The following is a 22,377-nucleotide window of genomic DNA, read 5'->3' as shown; positions in this document are numbered from 1 at the left end:
CGAGGAGCCGCAGGTGTCCCAGGCCCCAACCCGCGCCACCAGGTCGGATCTGGCGCAACTGCGCACCGAGCAGACCGACCCGCGGTACGCGCAGATCGACCGGCTGCCCACCGCCGAACTGGCCGCCCTCATGAACGAGGCCGACAGTACGGTGCCCGGCGCGGTGCGCGACGCCATTCCGGCCCTCGTACCGGCGATCGACGCCGTCGTCGACAAGCTGTCCGCCGGCGGCCGCCTGCTGTACGTCGGGGCCGGCACCCCCGGCCGCATCGGCCTGCTCGACGCCGCCGAGTGCCCGCCCACCTTCGGTACCGCCCCCGACCAGGTACGCGGCATCATCGCCGGCGGGCCCACCGCCGTCACCGGAGCCGTCGAGGGAGTCGAGGACGACGCCGACGCCGGAGCCGCCGACGTCGCCACCGCCGAGGTCGGCCCCGGCGACGCGGTCGTCGGACTCACCGCCAGCGGCCGCACCCCGTACGTGCTGGCCGCGCTCGCCGAAGCGCGCCGCCGCGGCGCCGCCACCATCGGGCTGTCCTGCAACGCGGAGGCGGAACTGAGCGCGGTCGTGGAGTACCCGGTGGAGATCGCCGTGGGGCCCGAGTTCGTCGCCGGCTCGACCCGGCTCAAGGCCGGCACCGCGCAGAAGCTCGTCCTCAACATGATCTCGACGATCAGCATGGTGCGCATCGGCAAGACGCACGGGAACCTGATGGTCGACCTCGTCGCCACCAACCAGAAGCTCCAGGCCCGCGCCATCCGCATGGTCCAGGAGATCACCGGCGCCACCCCCGAGGTCGCCGAGAGCGCGCTCGCCGGCGCCGGCCGGCACGTCAAGACCGCCGTCGTCATGATCGAACGCGACGTCGACGCCGGCACCGCCCGCGCCCTGCTCGACACCGCGAACGGTCGGCTGTCCGCCGCGCTCGCCCTCCCCACCACCTGAACCACCGGCGCCGCGCCGAACCGTTGGCGCCCAGGTACGCGACAGGGGCGGATCCCGATCGGGATCCGCCCCTGCTTTACGCGGTGTTCGGACGTGCGGTGGTCGGACTCAGAAGTCCATGCCGCCGGCGTCCGGCGCGGCCGGGGCCGCGTTCTTCTCCGGCTTGTCCGCCACCACGGCCTCGGTGGTGAGGAACAGGGCCGCGATCGAGGCGGCGTTCTGCAGCGCGGAACGCGTGACCTTGGTCGGGTCCAGGATGCCGGCGTCGAGCATGTTCACGTACTCGCCGTTGCCCGCGTTGAGGCCGTGGCCCGCGTCGAGGTTGCGGACCTTCTCCGCCACGACGCCGCCCTCAAGGCCGGCGTTCACGGCGATCTGCTTCAGCGGGGCGTCCAGGGCCGACTTCACGATGCCGGCACCGGTCGACTCGTCGGCGTTCAGGTCGAGCTTGTCGAAGGCCTTGGTACCGGCCTGGACCAGCGCGACGCCACCACCGGGGAGGATGCCCTCCTCGACGGCCGCCTTCGCGTTACGCACGGCGTCCTCGACGCGGTGCTTGCGCTCCTTCAGCTCGACCTCGGTGGCCGCGCCGACCTTGATGACCGCAACGCCGCCGGCCAGCTTGGCCAGCCGCTCCTGCAGCTTCTCGCGGTCGTAGTCGGAGTCGGACGCCTCGATCTCGTTACGGATCTGGTTGACCCGGCCCTGGATCCGGTCCGCCTCGCCGGCACCGTCGACGATGGTGGTCTCGTCCTTGGTGATGACGACCTTGCGGGCCTTGCCCAGCAGCTCCAGGCCGACGTTCTCCAGCTTCAGACCGAGGTCCTCGCTGACGACCTGGCCGCCGGTCAGGATGGCCATGTCGTCCAGCATCGCCTTGCGGCGGTCGCCGAAGCCGGGGGCCTTGACGGCGGCCGACTTGAAGGTGCCGCGCACCTTGTTGACGATCAGGGTGGCCAGGGCCTCGCCCTCGACGTCCTCGGCGATGATGACGAGCGGCTTGCCCGACTGCATGACCTTCTCCAGGATCGGCAGCAGGTCCTTCACCGCCGAGATCTTGGAGTTGACGATGAGCAGGTACGGGTCGTCGAACGACGTCTCCATACGCTCGGTGTCGGTCGCGAAGTACGCCGAGATGTAGCCCTTGTCGAAGCGCATGCCCTCGGTGAGCTCAAGCTCGAGCCCGAAGGTGTTGCTCTCCTCGACGGTGATGACGCCTTCCTTGCCGACCTTGTCCATCGCCTCGGCGATGATCTCGCCCACGGACGAGTCCCCGGCGGAGATCGACGCGGTCGCGGCGATCTGCTCCTTGGTCTCGATGTCCTTGGACAGCTGGGCCAGCTGCTCGGTCACGCTGGCGACGGCGGCCTCGATGCCCCGCTTGAGGGCGATCGGGTTGGCGCCGGCGGCCACGTTGCGCAGACCCTCACGGACCAGGGCCTGGGCCAGGACCGTCGCGGTCGTGGTGCCGTCACCGGCCACGTCGTCGGTCTTCTTGGCAACTTCCTTGACGAGCTCGGCCCCGATCTTCTCCCACGGGTCCTCGAGCTCGATCTCCTTGGCGATGGAGACGCCGTCGTTGGTGATGGTGGGGGCGCCCCACTTCTTCTCCAGAACGACGTTGCGGCCCTTCGGGCCGAGCGTCACCTTCACGGCGTCGGCGAGGGTGTTCATACCCCGCTCGAGGCCGCGGCGCGCCTCCTCGTCGAACGCGATCATCTTTGCCATTTGGGCGTTGTCCTCCGGTGTGTCAGACACCTAGGCGTCCTGCGACCCGGTGGGGTCGCGGGGGCGCGCGGTAAGTACACGCACGGTCGGTCGATGCCCGCGACGGACGACCCGAACGCCCGCGGCACCCAGCTGGTGTGCCTCGGTCGACTGGCCTCACCGCCCGACCTTCGGATGCGCCCGGCCGACGGATCGAACGGGTGCACCCTGGCACTCACGTACTGCGAGTGCCAGATCAAGGTTTAGCACTCTCCCCAGACGAGTGCAAGCGAACCGCGCGCGCCGAGGCCACGGTCACGCCGCGGCGGCCGCCAGGTCCGCGCCGGTCACCAGGTCGCCGTCGCGGCCCCTGAGCTCGGCGTACAGCGCGAGGATGCCGGCGATGACGACGACCGTGGCGGGTACGGCCAGGGCCGTGTCGAGTACGCCGACGAGGACCTGCGCGAGCATCGACGACTCGGGGATCCGGGTCTGGCCCTGGAGGCCGGCGTTGAACGACGTGGTGGACACGCCGGTGGCGGCGTTGAGCACGGCGCCGATGATCATCGAGTAGACGCCGTAGCAGAGGCCGAGCAGGAGCAGGCGGCCGGTCGACGGCCAGAAGTTGGCGTGCATCAGCCGGAACGACCGGGTGATCGCCGGCTGCCCGCGCTCGAACACCACGACCGGCGTGATCAGGCTCATCGCCACCGCCAGGTAGATGCCGGGCAGCACGCAGAAGCACAGGCCGACCACCACGCACAGGTAGACCAGCACGTACCAGCCCCAGAGGGGGAGGCCGCGGCGCAGCGCGAACCGTACGGTGTCGGCCAGCTCGCGCGGCTCGCCGAGCGCGTCCCGCGCCATCAGCCGGGTGACCGCCACCCACGCCACCGACTGCACGTACCCCACGGCGACGGCGACGAGCAGCAGCAGCGCGTACCACCCGGCGACGCTGCGGGCCATGTCCTTGAGCGGGCCGAACGGGTTGTGCGGGTCCGGCTGCGCGGGCACGACCACCGCGTTCAGCCGGTGCATGACGACGGCGGTGAGCACGGCGGTCACCACCGCGGGCACCAGGTACGCGACGAGGCCGACGAGTACCGCGGGGCCGAAGCTGCGGCGGCACAGCGCGATGGTGCGCCGTACCCAGCCCTCGAAGCCGTCGCCGGGCATGCCGGTGAGCGGGTCCGGGCCGAGCGGCGCCGAGGTCGGCACCGTCCAGCCGTACTCCGGCACCGGCGGCTGGTCACCCGGGTACGGCGGCTCGGTCATCTGCGGTCCTCGTGCTCGTCGGGAAACGCCGTGCCGGACAGTAGCAGCGGGTGGCCAGGGCGGTTCCGGCCCGTCGGTCAGGTCGCCGCGTCGACCAGGTCGGCGCCGGTCACCCCGGCCTCGCCGGCGCGCAGCTCCGCGTACCCGGTGAGGAGGCCGGCGGCGACGACGACGGTGCCGGGTGCCAGCAGCAGCATCCCGACCACGGACGTCACCAGCGTCACGACCGGGTCGAGGTGCAGGCCGGTCGCCCCGTCGCGGATGCCGAGGACGCCGGACACGAACACCGGGATCTCGATGACCATCGCCCCGACCATCGAGAACGCGCCGGCGACCAGCGTCGTGAGCAGCACCTTCGCCACCGACGGCCAGAAGTCGCGGTGCATCAGCCGGAACGTCCGGCGCAGCGCGTGCGACCGCTCGAACACCACGATCGGCGCGATCATCGCCGTCACGATCTCCACGTAGTACGCGGGGAGGACGCAGAGGAAGAAGCCGAGCATGATCAGCACGCCGGCCACCACGTACCAGAGGCAGAGGGGTACGGCGCGGCGCAGGCCGAACCGGACCGTGGCGCCGAAGTCGCGGGGCAGGCCGTACGCGTCGCGCGCCATCATGCGCAGCGTCGCCGCGAAGCCCGCCGCGTACAGGTAGCCGGCGACGACGTAGAGCGCGAGGAAGCCGGGGAACAGCCAGGGCGGGAGCTGCGGCGGCTCGTTCGGCCCGGCGCTTCCCACGACGTCGAACATGGCGACGGCCAGGACCGCCCCGGCCGCCGCCGGAACCACGGTGGCGCCGCCGAGGAGGAGTACGCCGGGCAGCATGCTGCGGCGACAGACCGCGACCGTACGCGAGGCCCAGCCGCCGAAGCCGTCGCCGGGTGCACCGGTGAGCGGGTCTGGGCCGGTGGGCGGCGGTGGCACGGTGAATCCGGTACGCGGGGCGGAGTCGGTCACGACGGTCCTTCGGGGGGATCGGGGGATCGAGCCGTCGCACGGTAGCAGCGCGGACGTGCCGGCACAGTGGCCCCAACGGCCCGGACACGCTGCCCTGACGTGGGTTGCGGCCGCGGTCAGGCCCGGTCGAGGGCGGCGAGGAAGTCGGCGGTGAGAGCGTGCCGGTGCGCCGGCCGCCACAGCGCGCGCAGCTCGCGGCGCAGGTCCAGACCGTCGACGGGGACGGCGACGAGGTCACCGCCGGCGAGTTCGGTGGCCACGGCGAGCCGGCTGACGAGCGTGGCGCCGAGCCCGGCGCGTACCGCGGTCTTCAGCGCGGCGGTCGACGTCATCACGCCGAGCGGGGTGGCCACGGCGGCGCCGACCCGCGACACCGCCAGCTCGTACGTGGCGCGGGTGCCGGAGTCGGGTTCCCGCAGGAGCAGCGGGGTGGCGGCGAGTTCCGCGGCGGGCAGCGGCACCGTACGACGGGCCCAGGGGTGGCCGGGCGCCACGACGACGGCCAGATCGTCGGTGGCGATGACGGTCTCGGCCAGGTCCGGGTGCGCGCCGGGGTCCTCGACGAACCCGAGATCCGCCGTACGGTCCAGCACGCGCGCCACGACCGCGGCCGAGTTCGCCACCGCCAGACTCACCACCACGTCCGGCCGTACGGCGCGGTAGCGGGCGATCACCGCCGGCAGCACGTACTCGGCGTTGGTGTAGCTGGCGGCGATGCGGACGTGCCGGTGCCCGGCGGACCGCAACGCCCGCGCCTCGGCGGCGAACGCGTCCAGCTCGGTGAGTACCCGGCCGGCGAGGTCGGCGAGGCGGGCGCCCTCGGGCGTCGGCCGGGAGCCGCGAGGCGTGCGGATCAGCAGTTCGATGCCGAGGCGGCGTTCCAGCCGGCGCAGCGCCTGGCTCGCGGACGGCTGCGTGATCCGCTGGCGGCGGGCCGCGGCGGACAGGCTGCCGAGCGTCACGGTGTCTACGAACAGCCGGAGGCTGGCCAGGTCGGCGGTGGTCAGGTCGCTGATCGGCGGGTCGGCAGGAGCCATAGCCACAGCCTATGTGGTCATCGTGGATCGCCCACTACCCGACCGCCCCGCCAAGATCGACGCTGACAGGGTGACCACCGACCCCGCCACCAGCACGGACCCCCCCGCGGCGCCCAGCCGAGCACACACCACAGCCACGGACGCCCCCGATACCGGCAGCACGCCGACGAACCCGTCCGGCACGGGCTCCCCCAGCGCGCACTCGACCGGCACACACTCATTCGGCAAGAACTGCACCGGCACGGACTCCACCGGCGAGCACGCGTCGGGCGGGCACGCGTCGGGCGCGCACTCCATCGGCGCGGACTCGACCGGCACGCACACCGGCGCGGACTCGACTGACGCGCGCTCCATCGGCACAGCCTCGACCAGCGCGGAGTCGACCGGCACGGACACGTCGGGCACGGGCTCGTCGGGCGCGCGCTCCATCAGCACAGACTCGACCGGCACGGGCTCGTCGGGCGCGCACTCGTCCGGCACGGGGTCGACCGGCGCGGACGGCGGCGGGGCCGGCACCGCGCGGCTGGTACCGGGGCTGCTGCTCACCCTCGCCGTCGCGGTCGCCGCCACCGCCGCCGGTACGGTCGCGCCGGTGGTCGGTGCGCCGGTCGTGGCGATCGTGCTCGGCGCCGGGGCCCGTGCCGCCCTCGGCCGCCGACCGTACTGGGGGCGGGTCCGGCCGGGCGCCGCGTTCGCCGGCCGGTACGTGTTGCAGGCGGCGGTGGTGGTCTTCGGGTTGGGGCTGTCGCTCGGCGCGGTCGCCCGGGTCGGCCTGTCGTCGCTGCCGGTGATGCTGGGGACGCTGGCGGTCTGCCTGCTCGGCGCCTGGGTGGTCGGCCGGGCCCTCCGCGTCGAACGCGACCTGCGGGTCCTGATCGGCGCGGGTACGGGCATCTGCGGTGCGTCGGCGATCGGCGCGGTCAGCCCGGTGATCGCCGCCAGCGAGGCGACCGTGGCGTACGCGGTGTCGACGATCTTCCTGTACAACGTGGCCGCGGCGCTGCTGTTCCCGCCGCTCGGGCACCTGCTCGGGTTGGGGGACCACGGATTCGGGCTGTGGGCGGGCACCGCGGTCAACGACACGTCGAGCGTGGTCGCCGCCGGCTTCGCGTACAGCCAGGCGGCCGGGAACTACGCGGTGGTGGTGAAACTGGTGCGGTCACTGATGATCGTGCCCGTCGTCATCGGCGTGTCCGTACTCGCGCGGCGCCGCGGCGGCGCGACCGGTACGCGGAAACCGGTGTGGCGCCTGGTTCCGGTGTTCCTGTGGCTGTTCCTGCTGGCGGCGCTGGCGAACACGGTCGGCCTGGTACCGCACGCGGCCCACGCCGCGCTGGGTACGGTCGCGACGTTCCTGGTGGCGGTGGCGCTGGCCGGGGTCGGCACCGGGATCTCGTTCGGCGAGCTGCGCCGGGCGGGTGCGCGACCGCTCGTGGCCGGCGGCATCCTCTGGGTACTCGTCGCGCTGACGAGCCTCGGCATCCAGGCGCTCACCGGGACCGTGTAACGGGTCCGGGGACACCGGAAGGCGCCAGCCCGCGGGTGCTGGCGCCTTCCGGCTACGCGTTGGTGGGGCTGAAGTCAGCCGGCGAGACGGACGTTCTCCGCCTGCGGGCCCTTCTGGCCCTGGGCGATGTCGAACTCGACACGCTGACCGTCATCCAGAGACTTGTAGCCGTCCATCTGGATGGCCGAGAAGTGGACGAAGACGTCCTGCCCACCGTCCACGGCGATGAAGCCGTAGCCCTTCTCCGAGTTGAACCACTTGACGGTGCCCTGTGCCACGGTGCACTTCCCTTACCTCAACCTGCTCCGGACCGCGGTCGCGGGCCGGGGCCACACATCCTGCGGGAAGCGTGCACATGACACCAGCCCGACCGGAAGTACTGCGGCCGATGCGAAACGCTACACGAGCGGGACCACCCTGCACAGCCTCTTCGCCGCCGTGGTATCTGAGCGCACGGTGAAGCCGCAGGTCACACCGGGCGACGGGACTGGACGACGCGGAACCTGCCCGCCACGTACGCATCGTCGGTGAGGCACGCGTTGGCCGCCGGGTTCGCGCCCGTGGCGTGGAAGTCGCTGAACGCGGCCGACTGGTTGACGTACACGCCGTCGGTCAGGTTCGCGGACAGGTGCACGCCGACGGTCAGCGCGGCCCGCTCCGCGGCGTCGAGTACCGGCTCGGCGGTGGAGTAGACCGAGGCGGTGAGGGCGCCGCGCTCGCCGACGACATGCTCGAACACCGCGAGACTCTCCGTCGTCGACGCGGTCGCGACCACGAACGCGATCGGCCCGAACCACTCCCGCCCGTACGTGTCGCCGTCGGCCGCGGTGAGCTGCCGGATCAGCGGCGTACGCACGACCGCGTCGGGGAACGCGGGGTGTTCGACCGTGCGCGAGTCGAGTACCGGCTCGCCGAGGTCGGCGGCCTCGGCCAGCCGGTCGAGTACGCCGTCGTTGACGATCGCGCCGGTGAGCTCGACGCCGCGGGCCGCGTCGCCGGTCAGTTTCCCGACCGCTGCGGCGATCCCGGCCGCGACCTCGGCGAGGCTCCGGTGCCCCTGGTCGGTGTCGACACCACCCTCCGGTACCAGGATGTTCTGCGGGGTGGTGCACATCTGGCCGGAGTAGAGCGTCAGGGAGAACGCGATGTTGGCGCACATGCCGGCGAAGTCGTCGGTCGAGTCGACGAGGATCGTGTTGACACCGGCCTTTTCCGTGTACACCAACGCCTGCCGGGCGTTCGCCTCCAGCCAGTCGCCGTACGCGGTGGAGCCGGTGAAGTCGACGATCCGGACCTCGGGGCGGGTGGCGAGCGCGGACGCGACACCCTCGCCGGGCGCCTCCACGGCGAGCTGCACCAGGTCCGGGTCGAAGCCCTGCTCGGCGAGCACCTGCCGCGCGTACCGGACGGTGACGGCGAGCGGGAGTACCGCGCCGGGGTGCGGTTTCACGATCACCGGGTTGCCCGTGGCGAGGCTGGCGAACAGCCCCGGATAGCCGTTCCAGGTGGGGAACGTGTTGCAGCCGACCAGAAGCGCCACCCCGCGCGGCACCACGTGGAACGTCTTCGTCATCGTCAGCGGGGGCCGCTTCCCCGCCGGCTTCTCCCAGTACGCGGTGGCGGGGTGCCGGGTCATCGCCGCGTACGCGTACGCCACGGCCTCCAGTCCGCGGTCCAGCGCGTTCGCGCCGCCGGCCTGGAACGCCATGACGAACGCCTGCCCGGTCGTGAACTGCACGGCGTTCGCCAGTTCGAAGATGTGCTCGTGCAGGCGGGCCAGGATCTCCAGGCAGGCGCCGACCCGCGCGTCGACGCCCGCGTCCCGCCACGCCGGGAGCGCGCCGGACGCCCGCGCGACCAACGTGTCCGGGTCGGTGTGCGGGTAGCGCACGTCGAGCGGGATCCCGAACGGGCTGCGTTCCGTCGCGACCCGGTCGCCGGGTTGGTCGAGCGGGAAGTCCGCGCCGAGGTACGCCTCGAACGCGGCCTTGCCGTCGGCCGCCGCCGTCTCCCCGTACACCCGGGGACTCGGCGACTCCGGGTACGCCGACCAGTAGCCGCGCCGCCAGATCGTGTCCAGCGCCTGGCGCAGCGTCTTCTCGTGCTTGCTGAACAGCGGGTGGCTGCTCGTGCTCTCGGTGGTAACCGTCATGCCGCCATCATGCCGCGTCCGGCGGCGACCTCAACCCGTTCCGGCGCGCCCGGCCGGCTCGCCGAGATCGAGTTGCCAGGCGTCCCAGGCGTCGACCGCGCGGAAGCCCATCTCCTCGTTGATCGCGATCATGTGCGCGTTCTCCTCGGCGTTCCACGTGTGTACGGCCACGGCCGGCTCGCCGTCGAGTACCTGGGCGAGGTTCGCGAGCTTCACGAGCAGGCCGAGGCGGTGACCGCGGTGTTCCGGGAGTACGAGGGTGATGTCCTGGAACCACACGTCCGCGGGGCGGTGGTAGCGGTTGACGTCGGTCCAGGCGACGATCTCGCCGGTGGCGTCGTGCCGGGCGACCGTCTCGTACCGGACGCGGCCGCGGGCGGCGAAGCTCCGCTCACCGGCACGGCGGCGGGCCACGTCCACCTGCTGCGGCTCCCACGCCAGGTCGCCCAGCGGCGCCTCGGACAGGAACCTGCTCTGCAACGCGGCCAGGCCCTCGACCGTGTCGTCCGGTGCCGCGCCGCACCAACCGAGCAGCGTGTACCCGGCCGCATCCGTTGTCAGCGCGGCGATCCGCGCCGCCAGCCCAGTACGGTCCACAGTGGACACATCGAGCCTGCGGCGTACCTCGGTCTGCGCCAGCGTGGCGCCCGTCGTCCGCGCGAACAGCGACCCCGCGCCGTCCGACGCCGGGCCGCCCGGCAGCGCCCGCACCGACTCCGACATCAGCCGCCGGCACCCCGCCGCGCGCGCCTCCCGTACCGCCAGGTCGTGCAGCGCGGTACCGATGCCGCGGCGCCGGAAACCCGGATGTACCACCAGATCCAGTTCGACGTTGTCGAGGTTGTCCACCTCCTGGAACGACAGGATCATCGTCGCCACGACCCGGCCGTCCGACTCCGCCACCCAGCGGCGCGCCCGTTCCGCCGGCCACGGCACCCGCAGTCCGCCGACCACGTCCTCGCGACACTCGGGTGGCATGTCCGGGGTGTCCGCCGCTGCCGCCGCCTCACGTACGGCCAGCCAGCTGTCCACGTCATCCCGCTCGGAGAACCCTCGTACCAGCACGCCACCAGCGTCGCCGCTGCACGCCCGCCCCGCGACCGGTTTAAGAGGTCCTGACAGTAAGGACTGTCGGCGCCCGGCGGACTCAGGACGACGCTGCCGACGTTGTCGGCACAGTCGCATACAACACCGGTATGCGACCGCACCTCCGCCTGGGCAGCCCCGCCCTGAGCCTCGCCAGCCATCCGACGCCTTCCTGTCAGGACCTCTAAGTCCCGCCCTCGTGCCGGGCTCACCGATGCGGAACGCACGGTGGCTCCATCCGCCCGACCAACCGCCACCCCACCCGCGTCGCGTCGGCGGCGACGCGCCCGCCCGTACCCGGGCAAGCTCTTGTATGGCTTGGTTTTGGGGTTGAGGGTGACGTGGGGAGACGGGAGCGAGGCGAGTCCCGTTTGTTCGCTCGCAAGCCGAGACCGGCCGCCGTGTGCGTCAGCACATAAGGCCGGGATCGGCGCCGCGAGCGGGCAAACGGGTTCGCCGCAGCGTCACATACCAACGAGATTGGCGCGGGAGGAGCATCACTTCACCGCGCCGCAGCGCAGGACTTGGGTCGTCACACGACGAGGCGTGTGGGACAGGAGCGTGATGCCCTCCCGCGTCGGATATGCTCCACCTTCGCGACGCTGGCGTCAAGTGCGGTTACTCTGTGCGATCTTGACCGAAGGATCGGACTTGGCGGTCAGCCGAGAAGGCCGGCGGCGCGGACCGCCTTGAGGTTCGGCGCGACGGTGTGGGTGGGTCCGACCTGGGCCGATACGGCGTCGATGGTCTTGAGTCCTTCGCCGGTGTTGTAGACGACGGTCTCGGCGTCGGGGTCGAGCTTGCCGGACTCGACGAGCTTCTTGAGTACGGCGACGGTGACGCCGCCGGCGGTCTCGGCGAAGACCCCGGTGGTACGGGCGAGGAGCTGGATGCCGGCGCGGATCTCGTCGTCGTTCACGTAGTCCATCCAGCCGTTGGTGCGGCGGACGGCTTCCAGCGCGTACGGCCCGGCGGCGGGGTCGCCGATGTTGAGCGACTTGGCGATGCCGGTGGGCTTGACGGGGGTGATCTGGTCGGTGTCGGCGTGCAGCGCGGTGGCGATCGGGTTGCAGCCGGCGGACTGGGCGCCGAAGACGCGCCACGACGAGTCCGGCACCAGGCCGACGTCGATCAGTTCGCTGAACGCCTTGTCGACCTTGGTGAGGAGCTCGCCGGAGGCCATCGGGATGACGACCTGTTCGGGGATGCGCCAGCCGAGCTGCTCAGCGACCTCGTACCCGAGGGTCTTGGAGCCTTCGGCGTAGTACGGCCGGACGTTGACGTTGACGAACGCCGTGTCCTCGAACTCGTCGGTCTCGGTCAGCTCCGAGCACAGCCGGTTGACGTCGTCGTACGAGCCTTCGATCGCGACGACGTCGCCGGCGTACACGGCGGAGGTGACGACCTTGTTCTGCTCCAGGTCGTACGGGATGAAGACGATGGTGGGGACGCCGGCGCGGGCGCCGTGCGCGGCGACGGAGTTCGCGAGGTTTCCGGTGGAGGCGCAGGCGAAGCGGGTGAAGCCGAGGCCCTTCGCGGCGCTCAGCGCCACCGACACCACGCGGTCCTTGAACGAGTGGGTCGGGTTGGCGGAGTCGTCCTTGACCCACAGCGTCTTCATGCCCAGCTCGGCGGCGAGCGCGTCGGCGCGGATCAGCGGGGTCATGCCGGGGTTGACGGTGACGCGGGTGGCGGGGTCCTGGCCGGCAGGCAGCAGCGGCGCGTACCGCCAGATGTTGTCGGGGCCGGACTCGATCTGCTCGCGGGTGACGGCGCGGAGGACGTCGTCGTGGTAGCCGACTTCGAGCGGGCCGAAACACTCGTAGCACGCGTTCTGCGCGATCAGCGGGTACTCGGCGCCGCAGTTGCGGCAGACGAGGGCGCGGGCGGGGGCTCCGGCGGGTGCGGTGACGCTCATGCGAGTGCCTTTCGCTCATCTTTCCCGCGCCGATCTGGTCGCGGGCCGGAATTGGCACCTGCCGTCCCGCCTGAGGCGGGTGCGGTGGTTGCCGGGGCGTCGTCGGGCCGGTCCCTCAGCCCCTCTGGATGAGGTGCATCTGAAGTTGTACGCGCAGTTTACTGAGGTCGGCGCCGCGGCTCCGGGAGACGTCCCACTGGGTGGACGTGACATCCGACATGACGCGTACGAGGAGGGCCGCGGGCGCCCGTACGGGTTCCCGCGGCCCGGTTTCCCACGCCCCCGGTCGGTTCTAGGGCGTCGATACTGACTGGCGCGTCGGGACGGGCTGGCGCGCGGGGACCGGGACACCGCGTACGCCGGCGGTGGCGCGGGCCGTGGCGCGGCGGGCGAGCACGTTCGTGGCGACGAGGGCGGCGACGGTGAGCGCGGCGCCGACGATCTCGGCCGGCACCGGCCGGTACCCGCGGGCGATCTGGATGGCGAAGGTGACGACGGGGACGAGCTTCATGAACAGCGCGGCGTTCGGGGCGCCGAGCTTGCGGATGGCGACGTTCCAGGCGAGTACGGCGAGGACCGAGGAGAGCAGCGCGATGTACCCGATCTGCCAGGCGTCGGCGCCGAACGCGGCGAGCGTGGGCAGGTGCGTCACGCCGGTGAGGTCGGCGACGAGGGCGACGAGTACGGTCACGGCGGCGCCGACGATCTGGGTGAGGGTGCTGAACCGCAGCGATCCCCAGTCGGCGAAGCGGCCGGCGCCGTGCGTGTAGACGGCCCAGCCGACCACGCCGAGGAACGCCATCAGGTCGCCGCTGCCGATCTCGCCGAGGTCGGTGGGGTGCCCGTGGGTGATGACCAGGCCCACGCCGGCGAGCGCGACGACCATCAGCGCGACGGTGGCCAGGCTGGGGCGTACCCGGTCGCGTACCCAGCGGACGAGCACGGTGAGCAGCGGGGTGAGCGCGACCATGAGCGCGCCGTTCTGGGGCGCCGTGTACCCGAGGGCGATGTTGACGAGCAGGTTGAAGCCGGCGATGCCGACGACACCGAGGACCACGACCTCGGCGAGCCGCCCCTCGGTACGGAACGCGCGGCGGCCGGCGGTGGCGGCGAGGACGGCGGCGAGGACCGCGGCGGCGACGACGTACCGGACGGCGGTGAGGTGGACGGCGTCGACGTGGTGCAGGGCGCCGGCCATCACGATGAACATGCCGCCCCAGACGACGACGGGGAACAGCGGCAGGCCGTACGAACCGAACCTGGACATGAGCGGGCGACCCCTTGTTCGATAGAACTCGAACCATTGACGTGACTCACCCTAGGAGGATGTTCGAAGTTTGTCGAACATGAGTTACCCTTGCCACATGGAGCTCTACGAGCCGGACATGGCCGCCGTACCGGTGACCACGGTCCTGTCCGCGCTGGGCGACGACGCCCGGCTCGCGATCGTCCGCGAACTGCACCGCGACGGCGAACGCTGCTGCGGCACGTTCGACCTCGGCCTCGCCAAGGCCACCCGCTCCCACCACCTCAAGGTGCTGCGCGAAGCCGGCATCACGCACACCCGCATCGAAGGCACCAGCCGGTTCGTGTCGCTGCGCCGCGACGAGATCGAGCGCCGCTACCCCGGCCTGCTCGACGCCGTCCTCGGCGTGAAGCAGGGCACAGCGCATTGACCTGAAGTCCGCTTCATGCCACACGCTCCTGCCGTACACCGACAGGAGGACACCATGCACGCGATCCGCCAGTACGAGTTCGGCCCCGCCTCGACCCTGCGGTACGAGGACGTGCCCGACCCGGAACCGGCCGCCGGACAGGTCCGCATCGCCGTCACCGCCGCCGGAGTACACCTCATCGACACGCGGATCCGGGCCGGCGAGGCCGCACCCATGCCGCTGCCCGACCTGCCCATGACACCCGGCCGCGAGGTCGCCGGAACCGTCGACGCGCTCGGCACCGGTGTCGACGACAGCTGGCTCGGCCGCCGCGTCGCCGTCCACCTCGGCGCCGCCAACGGCGGGTACGCCGAACGCGCCGTCGCCGACGTCACCGCGCTCCACGACGTACCGGACGGGGTGACCGACGCGGCCGCCGTCGCGCTGCTCGGTACCGGTCGGATGACCCGCGGCATCCTGCACCTCGCCGACCTCACCGCCGACGACGTCGTCCTCGTCACCTCCGCCGCCGGCGGCATCGGCACCCTGCTCGTCCAGGCCGCCCGCCGCGCCGGCGCCACCGTCGTCGGCGCCGCCGGCGGGCCCACCAAGACCCGGCAGGTACGCGACGCCGGCGCGCACGCCGTCGACTACCTCGACCCGGCCTGGCCCGACGCCGTACGCGAGGCGCTCGGTGACCGCGCCGTCTCCGTCGTACTCGACGGGGTCGGCGGAACGGTCGGACGCGCCGCCCTCGACCTGCTCGGACCCGGTGGCCGGCTGCTGCTGTTCGGCTGGTCGTCCGGTGCGCCGACCGCCTTCACCCACACCGATCTGCTGTCCCGGGGGCTCAGCGTCACCGTCGCCGTCGGGCCGCGCGTCCTCGGACTCCCCGGCGGACTGCGGCAACTGGAAGACGAGGCGTTCGCCGACGGGGCCGCCGGGCGGATGGTGCCGGCCGTCACAGAGTTCCCGCTGGCGGACGCGGCGGGGGCGCACGCCGCGCTCGAACGCCGGGAGACCACCGGCAAGGTCGTGCTCGTGCCGTAGCCGTCCATCACCGCTTCGCCGACCCAGGTCCGTACGCGGCGACCGGACGTGGCCACCCAGATCCCTTGTGTACCAAGGGAAATGGGTGGCCGACGCCCGCTGGCTGAGCGGGTTGCTGCGCCCTTCGGCGCCGAGGGGATCAGCCTCGGTAGGTCTGGCGGTGGGTGCCGTCCACGTAGATCTTGTACGTGTTGGGGCGGAAGCCGGCGAACATCAGCGGGCGGATCTTCTCGATGGCGACGGTGTGGCGCTCGACGACACCGACGGCGAAGTCGTACCGCTTGGTGAGGCGGAGTGAGGCGAACCGCAGCTCGTTCACGACCGGTACGCCGTCGACGGCGATCACCAGCCGGCCGCCGAACTGGTCGAACGAGAAGTCCACGTGGTGCGGTTCGGTGTACCCGACGACGAACTGGAACTGCACGACGCCTCCCGCCGCTCGCTGTCCGGCCCCGGAGGGTAGCTCAGGAGGTCACGTCCTTGCGGAGGAAGCGGTACCAGGCAAGGGAGAGGAAGACCGCGGCGTACAGCAGGGCGGAGAGGGCGCCGCGGGCCATCTGGTCCCATTGCACGGGTTCGGTGAGCAGGTCGGTGTACGCGGTCTGGTAGTGGGTGGGGAGCAGGGCGCGGAGGCTGCCGAGCGCGGTGACCTGGTCGAGGATGCTGGAGACGATGAAGAGCAGGACGGCGCCGCCGACGGCACCGAGGGCGGCGTCGGTGCACACCGAGAGCAGGAACGCGAGGCCCGCGGCGACGAGCAGGGTGACGGCCAGATAGCCGACCACACCGGCGATCCGGAGTACGGCGGCGTCGGCGGGGATGCTGTCGCCGGTCATGGTGCGCAGCGGATGCCACCCGAACGCGGCGGTACCGACGAGCATCGCCACGCCGGTGAGCAGCACGAGGGCGACGGCGGAGTACAGGAGGCCGACGAGGAGTTTGACGCCGAGCAGGCGGGACCGCGGGACGGGCACCGCGAGCAGGTACCGCAGGGAACCCCAGCTGGCCTCGCTCGCGACGGTGTCGCCGCAGAACAGCGCGACGACCACGACGAGCAGGAACGACGCGGACACGAACAGGGTGAAGACGGTGAAGTTGGCCGCGCCGGACTTCGCCATGGTGACGAAGCCGCCGCTCTGGTCCTGGGTGGACGTGTCGTTGCCGTCGGAGCCGAAGCGGAACGCCAGGAACAGGATCACCGGCAGCAGTACCAGGAAGCCGAGGACGAGCTGGGTGCGGCGGCGGGTGAGCTGGCGGCGGATCTCGGTACCGACGCGCAGCGTGGCGGCGGCCCGGTAGCCGGTCGCCGAACCGTCCACAGTGGACTCGACGGCGGGGGTGGCGGTCATGACTCACCTCGTTCGAGCAGGGCGAGGAACGCGTCCTCCAGCCGGCGCCGCGGGACCACGCGGTCCACGCCGACACCGGCCGACACGAGCGCCGAGACCAGGTCCCGGCGGGGCAGGTCGGCCAGCTCGACGACGAAGCCGCCGTCGGCGCGGGCGACCGAGGAGATCCCGGACAGCTTGCGCAGCAACGGTTCCGCGGTGTCCACATCGGACACGCTGACCAGTACGGAGGGGGAGTCGCCGATGATGTCGGCGACCGGACCGGACGCGACCAGCTCGCCGCGCCGCATCACGACCACGTGCGTACAGGTCTGCTCGACCTCGGCGAGCAGGTGGCTGGAGACGAGGACGGACCGGCCGTCGGTGGCGTACCGCTGGAGTACCCGGCGCATCTCGGCGATCTGGGGCGGATCGAGCCCGTCCGTCGGCTCGTCGAGGACGAGCAGCTCGGGCAGGCCGAGCATGGCCTGCGCGATGGCGAGCCGCTGCTTCATGCCGTGGCTGTACGTACGCACCGGGCGGTGCACGGCGTCGCCCAGGTCGGCGATGTCGAGTACCTCGTCGAGGCCGGCGGTGTCGGCGGGGCGGCCGGTGGCGCGCCAGTACAGGCGGAGGTTGTCGAGGCCGGTCAGGTGCGGCAGGAAGCCCGGACCCTCGACCAGCGAACCGATCCGGGACAGCACCGGCGCGCCCGCCGTGACGCGGTGCCCGAACACGAGGATCTCCCCGGCGGTCGGCCGGATCAGCCCGAGCAGCATCCGCAGCGACGTGGTCTTGCCCGCGCCGTTCGGCCCGAGCAGGCCCACCACCTGTCCTCTGTGGACGGTGAAGTCGGTGCCGCGCACCGCCACGAACCCGTCCTTGTACGTCTTGCGCAGGCCCGCCACGACCAGCGGCGTGTCCGCGTGCTCGGCCACCACGGCGCGCTGCCGCCGGCGCCGGCGTACCCGGGCGGTGAGCAGCGCCGCCACCACCGCCAGTACGACGACGACGGTGGCCACGAGAAGCACCCAGTACCAGATGCCGGCGGGGTCGGTGAGCGGCGTGCCCGCGACGGCCGGCACCGTCAGCCCCGACACCACCGCCACCGTGTACGTCGCCGGCTCGCGCGGCCCCGCGTACGCCTGGTCGGCGGTGTCGACGACGAGCCGGATCCGGTGCCCCGACTGGAACCGGTACACCATGCCGGGCAGCGTCACCGTCGTCGGCCCGGCCCGCGCGACCCGGAACGGCGCGGCCTGACCACCGACGAGCGTCTGCCGGCCGTCCGGACCCACGTCGTACAGCTTGGCGAAGAGGACGGCGCCGACCGGTGCGGTGACCCGTACCCGGGGCGCGCCGGACAGGTCGACCGGCCGGTCCAGCGTGCCGGACTGGAACCCCGCGGCCTGCCCCGGCACCTCCGTCGCCGGCGACACCCCCGCGAAACCGGCGCCCGGCAGCGTGGACACCGCGGCCGGCGTACCGTCCGGCGGGTTCGCGATCCGTTGCGGCGGACCGGACAGCGGCACCGTCGTACCCGCCGCGGTCAGCCCCGGGTACCCGCCGCGGACGCTGAACGCGGTGGTGCGCACCGTCGCGTCGTACCGGTCGTAGCCGATGATCCGGCTGTACGTGAACGCGTCGGCGGGCGCCGCACCGCCCCGCAGGTAGTGGTCGAGCCACTGCGCGGTCAGGAACCGGACCCGGTCGTGGTCCGCGGCCGACCCGGTCCCGCCGTCGTGGCCGCCGGAGAACCACGCCACCTGTACCGGCGCGTGCGTGATGCCCCGCGCGTTCGCGTCCGCCTCGGACAACGGGAACAGCGTGTCCGCGAGGCCCTGCACCAGCAGCGTCGGCGCGTGGATCCGGGACAGTACCGGCGCCGGACTCGACCGGCGCAGCAGCGCGAGCGCCGCCGGCGTCGCCCGCCCGCTCGCCGCCACCTGCCGGTACATCGCGCACACGTCCGCGGCGAACCGCCCGCAGCCGGGCACCGCACGCGCCGCCGTACCGCTGCCGCCGAGGCCGTCGGCGAACAGCGCCCCCAACCACGCACGCTTCAGTACGCCGTCGGTGGCGGGCGCGCCGCTGGACTCCGGGAACAGCGCGCGGCCCAGGTCGTTCCAGGTGATCTGCGGGACGATCGCGTCCACCCGCCGGTCCTGCGCGGCGAGCAGCAACGCCAGCGCCCCGCCGTACGACCCGCCGACGGCGGCGACCCGCGGATCGTCCGCCCCGTCCCGGCGTACCTCCGGGCGGTGGCCCAGCCAGTCGACCAGCCGGCTCGCGTCGGTGACCTCCCAGTCCGGACTGTTCAGGTGGATCTGCCCACCCGACCGCCCGAACCCCTCCGCCGTCCACGTCAGCACCACGTACCCGCGGCCGGCGAGGTCCTTCGCGTCCGACGCGACGCTCGCCTTCGTACCGCCGAAGCCGTGGGCGAGCAGGACCGCGGGCGCCGGGGTGGTGTCCGGGACGTACAGCGTGGTGTCGAGCGGGACGGGCCGGTCCCGGTGCGGCCCGGTTCGTACCGTGATGACGCGGTTCTCGACCCGGTAGCCGGCCGGCGCCCGGACCGCGAACCAGACGCCCAGCCCGGCGGCGAGCAACAGGACGACGACCGCCGCCACCACCTGGTCCCGGCGTCGGCGGGGCAGCACACGCAGCATTCCGCCACCGTACGTGGGGCAGGGCTCGGATTTGCTGAGAGCCGCGCACGCCCGGGTCCGGCGCCGCGGCGGCCCGACGGAACGGCAGGTCAGCCGGTCGGATCGGGCGGCAGGTAGGGCAGCAGGAGGCAGCGCTCCGACAGACCCAGGTCGGCGAGGACGGCCCGCCACTCCGCCCGGTACGCGGCGGCGCCCGGCGCGTCGCCGACCCGGGTCGCCGCGATGTCCAGCCGGGCGAGCGTGCGCGCCACGTCGACCGGCGTGTCCGTCGTACGCCAGACCTCCAGGGAACGCCGCAGCGGAGCCAACGCGCCCGCCGGGTCACCCGCGCCGAGCGCCGCGTCACCCAGCCCGCGCAGGGCCTCGGCGATGCCGGCCGGATGACCGATCCGCTCCAGGTCCGCCAGGTTGGTGGTGAGGCGTTCCCGCGCGGCCGCCCAGTCCCGCCGCGCCACGTCCACCAGCCCCAGGCTGAACCCCAGGTACGCCATGCCGAGGGCGTCGGAGATCTCCCGGGAGATGTCCCACGCCTCGGTGAGCACCCGCTCCGCCTCGCCGATCCGGCCCGCGGCGCGCAGCGCGGTGCCGTAGCTGTGCAACCCGAGCACCGCCTGCCGGGTGCGCCCCTCGGCGCGCTTGCGCTCGACCACCTCGGCGAGCAGCGGCACCCCGGCGGCCGGATCACCGGTCTCCACGTACAGGTCGCCGCGGATGTTCTGGTACATGTCGAGCAGGTGGGTGACGGCCGGGTCGCCGTCGCGCAACAGTGCCAGCCCCTCGTCGGCGCGCGCCGCGGCCTCGGCGAGCCGCCCGGTCACCTTCGCCACGTACGTCGCGTGGTACAGCGCGTCCAGCTCGGCGTGCCGGTCGCCGAGCCGGCGCGCCACGTCGACCTCCTCCGCGACGATCGTCCCCAGGCTGGCGTGCCGGCCGAGCTGCGCGGACGCCGAGAACAGCGCCGCGAGTACCCGCATCAGCATGCGGTCGTCGGCGGTGTCGCGGGCGCAGTCGGCCGCGGCGGTCAGCACCCGCTCGCGCTCCACGTCGTACGCCCGGAGAGTCAGGTAGCCGGCGAGCCGCAGCGCGAGCGGGACGGCGAGGTCGGCGCGGCGCAGCCGGCACGCGTGGTCGACGGCGGCGACCAGGTTGCCCCACTCGGCGTCGAACCACTCGTTCGGCCGTTCCCGGGCGACCGGGCCGGCGGCCGCGGGCGGCTCCGGCGCGGCCAGCCCGTGCGCCGCCCGGCGACCGTGTTTCAGCAGCTCGTCGGCCACGCTGGCGAGCCCGAGCCAGTCCCTCAACGCCGCGGCGTACGCGTCGGGCACGGTGTCGTCGGTCCACAGCGGCTCGTCGTCGGCGGCCCGCTCCGCCGCGTACTCCGCGACGAGATCGTGCAGGCGGTACCGGTGCTGGCCGGCCGCGTCCCGGCCGACCGGCTCGACCAGGTGCACCTCGGTCAGCAGGTCGAGCGGCGCCGACGCACCGCCGGACAGCGCCACCGCGAGCCACTGCGGCCACTCCGCCAGCCCGAACGCGCCCAGCCGCCGCAGCAGCAGCCGCGCCGGCGCCGCGAGCCCGTCGTACGACAGGCCGATGCTGGCGCGGACGTCGAGGTCGCCGACGGCCAGCTCGTCGAGCCGCCCGCGCTCCGTCGCCAACCGGGTACGGAAGTCCGCAAGTGTCCACTGTGGACTGATCGCCAGCCGGGCGGCGGCCACGCAGACGGCGAGCGGCAGACCCCCGCAGTACCCGACGATGTCGGCGGCGGCGGACGGCTCGGCGGCCACCCGCTCCGCCCCGGCGATCCCGGCGAGCAGCCGGACCGCAGCGTCGTCGTCCAGCGCGGACGGCACGTAGCGCGCGGCGCCCACCAGACCGCCCAGCGGCCGCCGCGACGTCACCAGCACCGCGCCCGCCCCCGGCAGCAGGGGCCGCACCTGCCGCTCGTCGACCGCGTCGTCCAGCACCACCAGCGTGCGGCCCCCGGCCACCCGGCTCCGGTACGCCGCGGCCCGCTCCTCCGGGTCCGCCGGCACCTCCGCCCCCGGTACGCCGAGGGCCCGCAGGAACCGGCCCAGCACGGCGTGCGGATCCAGCGGACTGCGCTGGCTGCCGCGCAGGTCCACGTACAGCTGGCCGTCGGTGAACGTGTCGGCGGCGCGGTGCCCGGCGGCGAGCGCCAGCGCGCTCTTGCCGACGCCGCCGGGCCCGACCAGGAGTACCACCGGGCAGCTCGCGCCGGTGCCGCCACGCAGGTCGGCGCCGATCCGGTCGAGCAGCGCTCGCCGCCCGGTCAACCGCACCGCCTGCGGCAACTGCCGCGGCACGCCCGGCCCGGTCGCGGCCGGCTCCGGCGCGCCGAGCAGCACCTGACGCTCGATGTCGCGCAGCCGCGCCCCGGGCTCCACGCCCAGCTCGTCCACGAACCTCCGGTACGCCCGGCGGTAGACCGCCAGCGCGTCGGCGCGCCGCCCGGCCGCCGCGTACGCCCGCATCTGGCGCGCGTACAGCTCCTCGTCGTACGGGTGCTCGGCGAGCAGCGGCTCCAGCTCGTGCAGTACCCGGTCGTGCTCGCCGAGCGCGAGCGCCGCGTCGAGCCGGGCGGTCAGCGCCGCGAGCCGCTCCGCGTGCAGCGTCGCGCGCGCCTCACCGACCAGGTCGTCGCCGACGTCGGCCAGCGCCGGGCCGCGCCACAACCCGAGCGCCTGGTCCAGCAGGCTCGCCGCCGCCGGATGGTCACCGCGGGCCGCCGCCCGCCGCCCCCGCCCCGTCAACTGCCGGAACTCCGCCAGGTCCAGCCCGTGCCCGGCGAGCCGCAGCGCGTACCCGGTGGGGCGGGTCTCGATCAGGTCCGCGTCGTAGGACCGGAACCTCCGGCGCAGGCTGCTCACCAGGTTGTGCAGCTGCGCCTTCGCGGACGCCGGCGGCGTCGGCCACAGCGGCGTGAGAAGCGACTCGACCGGGGTCAACCGGCCCGCGTTGAGCAGCAGCGTGGCCAGGACGAACCGCTCGCGTGCGCTGCCGCTGGGCAGTCGCGCCCCTCCGGCTCGCGCCTCCACCGGCCCCAGCAGCCCGAATTCCACGCGTA

The 22,377-nt window shown here is 73.1% G+C and carries 17 protein-coding genes and 1 riboswitch; of the genes, 4 read left to right on the top strand and 13 right to left on the bottom strand.

What is annotated here, in order from left to right; translation table 11 throughout:
• Positions 1-13: 13 nt before the first annotated feature.
• A complete protein-coding gene (murQ, locus tag Aru02nite_RS22975) occupies positions 14-946 on the top strand; it encodes an N-acetylmuramic acid 6-phosphate etherase (protein WP_203661047.1) in 933 nt (310 codons plus the stop codon).
• 108 nt (positions 947-1,054) lie between these two features.
• Here the strand turns inward: murQ and groL are convergent, their stop codons facing one another.
• The 4 genes from groL to Aru02nite_RS22955 all read right to left on the bottom strand — a co-directional run bounded on the left by groL (position 1,055) and on the right by Aru02nite_RS22955 (position 5,921).
• Positions 1,055-2,674, bottom strand: a complete 1,620-nt coding sequence (gene groL, locus Aru02nite_RS22970; protein ID WP_203661186.1) for a chaperonin GroEL — start codon at positions 2,672-2,674, stop codon at positions 1,055-1,057.
• A gap of 294 nt (positions 2,675-2,968) precedes the next feature.
• Complete coding sequence (locus tag Aru02nite_RS22965; protein WP_203661045.1) at positions 2,969-3,928, bottom strand: hypothetical protein; 960 nt, start codon at positions 3,926-3,928, stop codon at positions 2,969-2,971.
• A gap of 77 nt (positions 3,929-4,005) precedes the next feature.
• Complete coding sequence (locus tag Aru02nite_RS22960) at positions 4,006-4,884, bottom strand: hypothetical protein (protein WP_203661043.1); 879 nt, start codon at positions 4,882-4,884, stop codon at positions 4,006-4,008.
• Between the two features lie 116 nt (positions 4,885-5,000).
• On the bottom strand, positions 5,001-5,921 hold the full coding sequence (locus Aru02nite_RS22955; protein ID WP_203661041.1) for a LysR family transcriptional regulator: 921 nt from the start codon (positions 5,919-5,921) through the stop codon (positions 5,001-5,003).
• Between the two features lie 70 nt (positions 5,922-5,991).
• Between Aru02nite_RS22955 and Aru02nite_RS22950 the strand changes: the two genes are divergently transcribed.
• Complete coding sequence (locus Aru02nite_RS22950; RefSeq protein WP_239076883.1) at positions 5,992-7,428, top strand: YeiH family protein; 1,437 nt, start codon at positions 5,992-5,994, stop codon at positions 7,426-7,428.
• Between the two features lie 74 nt (positions 7,429-7,502).
• Here the strand turns inward: Aru02nite_RS22950 and Aru02nite_RS22945 are convergent, their stop codons facing one another.
• The 5 genes from Aru02nite_RS22945 to Aru02nite_RS22925 form a co-directional block, all read right to left on the bottom strand.
• Positions 7,503-7,706, bottom strand: coding sequence for a cold-shock protein (locus Aru02nite_RS22945; protein ID WP_203661039.1), 204 nt, complete (start codon positions 7,704-7,706; stop codon positions 7,503-7,505).
• A 191-nt stretch (positions 7,707-7,897) separates the two neighbouring features.
• Positions 7,898-9,580: a phenylacetic acid degradation protein PaaN gene (gene paaN, locus Aru02nite_RS22940; protein ID WP_203661036.1), complete on the bottom strand. Its 1,683-nt coding sequence runs from the start codon at positions 9,578-9,580 to the stop codon at positions 7,898-7,900.
• A gap of 30 nt (positions 9,581-9,610) precedes the next feature.
• The gene (locus tag Aru02nite_RS22935) at positions 9,611-10,645 is read right to left on the bottom strand and encodes a GNAT family N-acetyltransferase (RefSeq protein ID WP_203661034.1); all 1,035 of its coding nucleotides are present in this window, start codon (positions 10,643-10,645) and stop codon (positions 9,611-9,613) included.
• Positions 10,646-11,324: 679 nt separating this feature from the next.
• Positions 11,325-12,584: a threonine synthase gene (gene thrC / locus Aru02nite_RS22930; RefSeq protein WP_203661032.1), complete on the bottom strand. Its 1,260-nt coding sequence runs from the start codon at positions 12,582-12,584 to the stop codon at positions 11,325-11,327.
• Positions 12,585-12,596: 12 nt separating this feature from the next.
• A riboswitch (SAM riboswitch) is annotated at positions 12,597-12,719 on the bottom strand.
• A 157-nt stretch (positions 12,720-12,876) separates the two neighbouring features.
• Entirely contained in the window at positions 12,877-13,851 is a 975-nt protein-coding gene (locus Aru02nite_RS22925; protein ID WP_203661030.1) for a DMT family transporter, read from the bottom strand.
• A 97-nt stretch (positions 13,852-13,948) separates the two neighbouring features.
• On the opposite strand from Aru02nite_RS22925, the gene Aru02nite_RS22920 reads away from it, so the two are divergent.
• The gene (locus tag Aru02nite_RS22920) at positions 13,949-14,260 is read left to right on the top strand and encodes an ArsR/SmtB family transcription factor (protein WP_203661027.1); all 312 of its coding nucleotides are present in this window, start codon (positions 13,949-13,951) and stop codon (positions 14,258-14,260) included.
• Positions 14,261-14,314: 54 nt separating this feature from the next.
• Positions 14,315-15,289, top strand: coding sequence for a zinc-binding dehydrogenase (locus tag Aru02nite_RS22915; protein WP_203661025.1), 975 nt, complete (start codon positions 14,315-14,317; stop codon positions 15,287-15,289).
• Between the two features lie 139 nt (positions 15,290-15,428).
• Here the strand turns inward: Aru02nite_RS22915 and Aru02nite_RS22910 are convergent, their stop codons facing one another.
• The 4 genes from Aru02nite_RS22910 to Aru02nite_RS37285 all read right to left on the bottom strand — a co-directional run bounded on the left by Aru02nite_RS22910 (position 15,429) and on the right by Aru02nite_RS37285 (position 22,372).
• Complete coding sequence (locus Aru02nite_RS22910; RefSeq protein ID WP_203661023.1) at positions 15,429-15,713, bottom strand: hypothetical protein; 285 nt, start codon at positions 15,711-15,713, stop codon at positions 15,429-15,431.
• A 40-nt stretch (positions 15,714-15,753) separates the two neighbouring features.
• Entirely contained in the window at positions 15,754-16,638 is an 885-nt protein-coding gene (locus Aru02nite_RS22905; RefSeq protein ID WP_203661021.1) for an ABC transporter permease, read from the bottom strand.
• The gene (locus Aru02nite_RS22900) at positions 16,635-19,289 is read right to left on the bottom strand and encodes an alpha/beta fold hydrolase (protein ID WP_203661019.1); all 2,655 of its coding nucleotides are present in this window, start codon (positions 19,287-19,289) and stop codon (positions 16,635-16,637) included. Before Aru02nite_RS22900 ends, Aru02nite_RS22905 begins: the two co-directional genes overlap by 4 nt.
• An 89-nt stretch (positions 19,290-19,378) precedes the next feature.
• Positions 19,379-22,372, bottom strand: coding sequence for an AfsR/SARP family transcriptional regulator (locus Aru02nite_RS37285; protein ID WP_203661017.1), 2,994 nt, complete (start codon positions 22,370-22,372; stop codon positions 19,379-19,381).
• Positions 22,373-22,377: the final 5 nt, after the last annotated feature.

The sequence above is a fragment of the Actinocatenispora rupis genome (assembly GCF_016861975.1).
In the GTDB taxonomy this organism is placed as follows: domain Bacteria; phylum Actinomycetota; class Actinomycetes; order Mycobacteriales; family Micromonosporaceae; genus Actinocatenispora; species Actinocatenispora rupis.
Note: the sequence above shows the minus strand (reverse complement) of the source record. Positions and strands in the feature narration are given on the sequence as shown.

Coding starts and splice junctions, on each gene's coding strand:
- Aru02nite_RS22955 (WP_203661041.1), bottom strand. CDS start 5,921: ATGGCTCCTGCCGACCCGCCGATCAGCGACCTGACCACCGCCGACCTG.
- Aru02nite_RS22905 (WP_203661021.1), bottom strand. CDS start 16,638: ATGACCGCCACCCCCGCCGTCGAGTCCACTGTGGACGGTTCGGCGACC.
- thrC (WP_203661032.1), bottom strand. CDS start 12,584: ATGAGCGTCACCGCACCCGCCGGAGCCCCCGCCCGCGCCCTCGTCTGC.
- Aru02nite_RS22920 (WP_203661027.1), top strand. CDS start 13,949: ATGGAGCTCTACGAGCCGGACATGGCCGCCGTACCGGTGACCACGGTC.
- paaN (WP_203661036.1), bottom strand. CDS start 9,580: ATGACGGTTACCACCGAGAGCACGAGCAGCCACCCGCTGTTCAGCAAG.
- Aru02nite_RS22915 (WP_203661025.1), top strand. CDS start 14,315: ATGCACGCGATCCGCCAGTACGAGTTCGGCCCCGCCTCGACCCTGCGG.
- groL (WP_203661186.1), bottom strand. CDS start 2,674: ATGGCAAAGATGATCGCGTTCGACGAGGAGGCGCGCCGCGGCCTCGAG.
- Aru02nite_RS22965 (WP_203661045.1), bottom strand. CDS start 3,928: ATGACCGAGCCGCCGTACCCGGGTGACCAGCCGCCGGTGCCGGAGTAC.
- Aru02nite_RS22900 (WP_203661019.1), bottom strand. CDS start 19,289: ATGCTGCGTGTGCTGCCCCGCCGACGCCGGGACCAGGTGGTGGCGGCG.
- Aru02nite_RS22925 (WP_203661030.1), bottom strand. CDS start 13,851: ATGTCCAGGTTCGGTTCGTACGGCCTGCCGCTGTTCCCCGTCGTCGTC.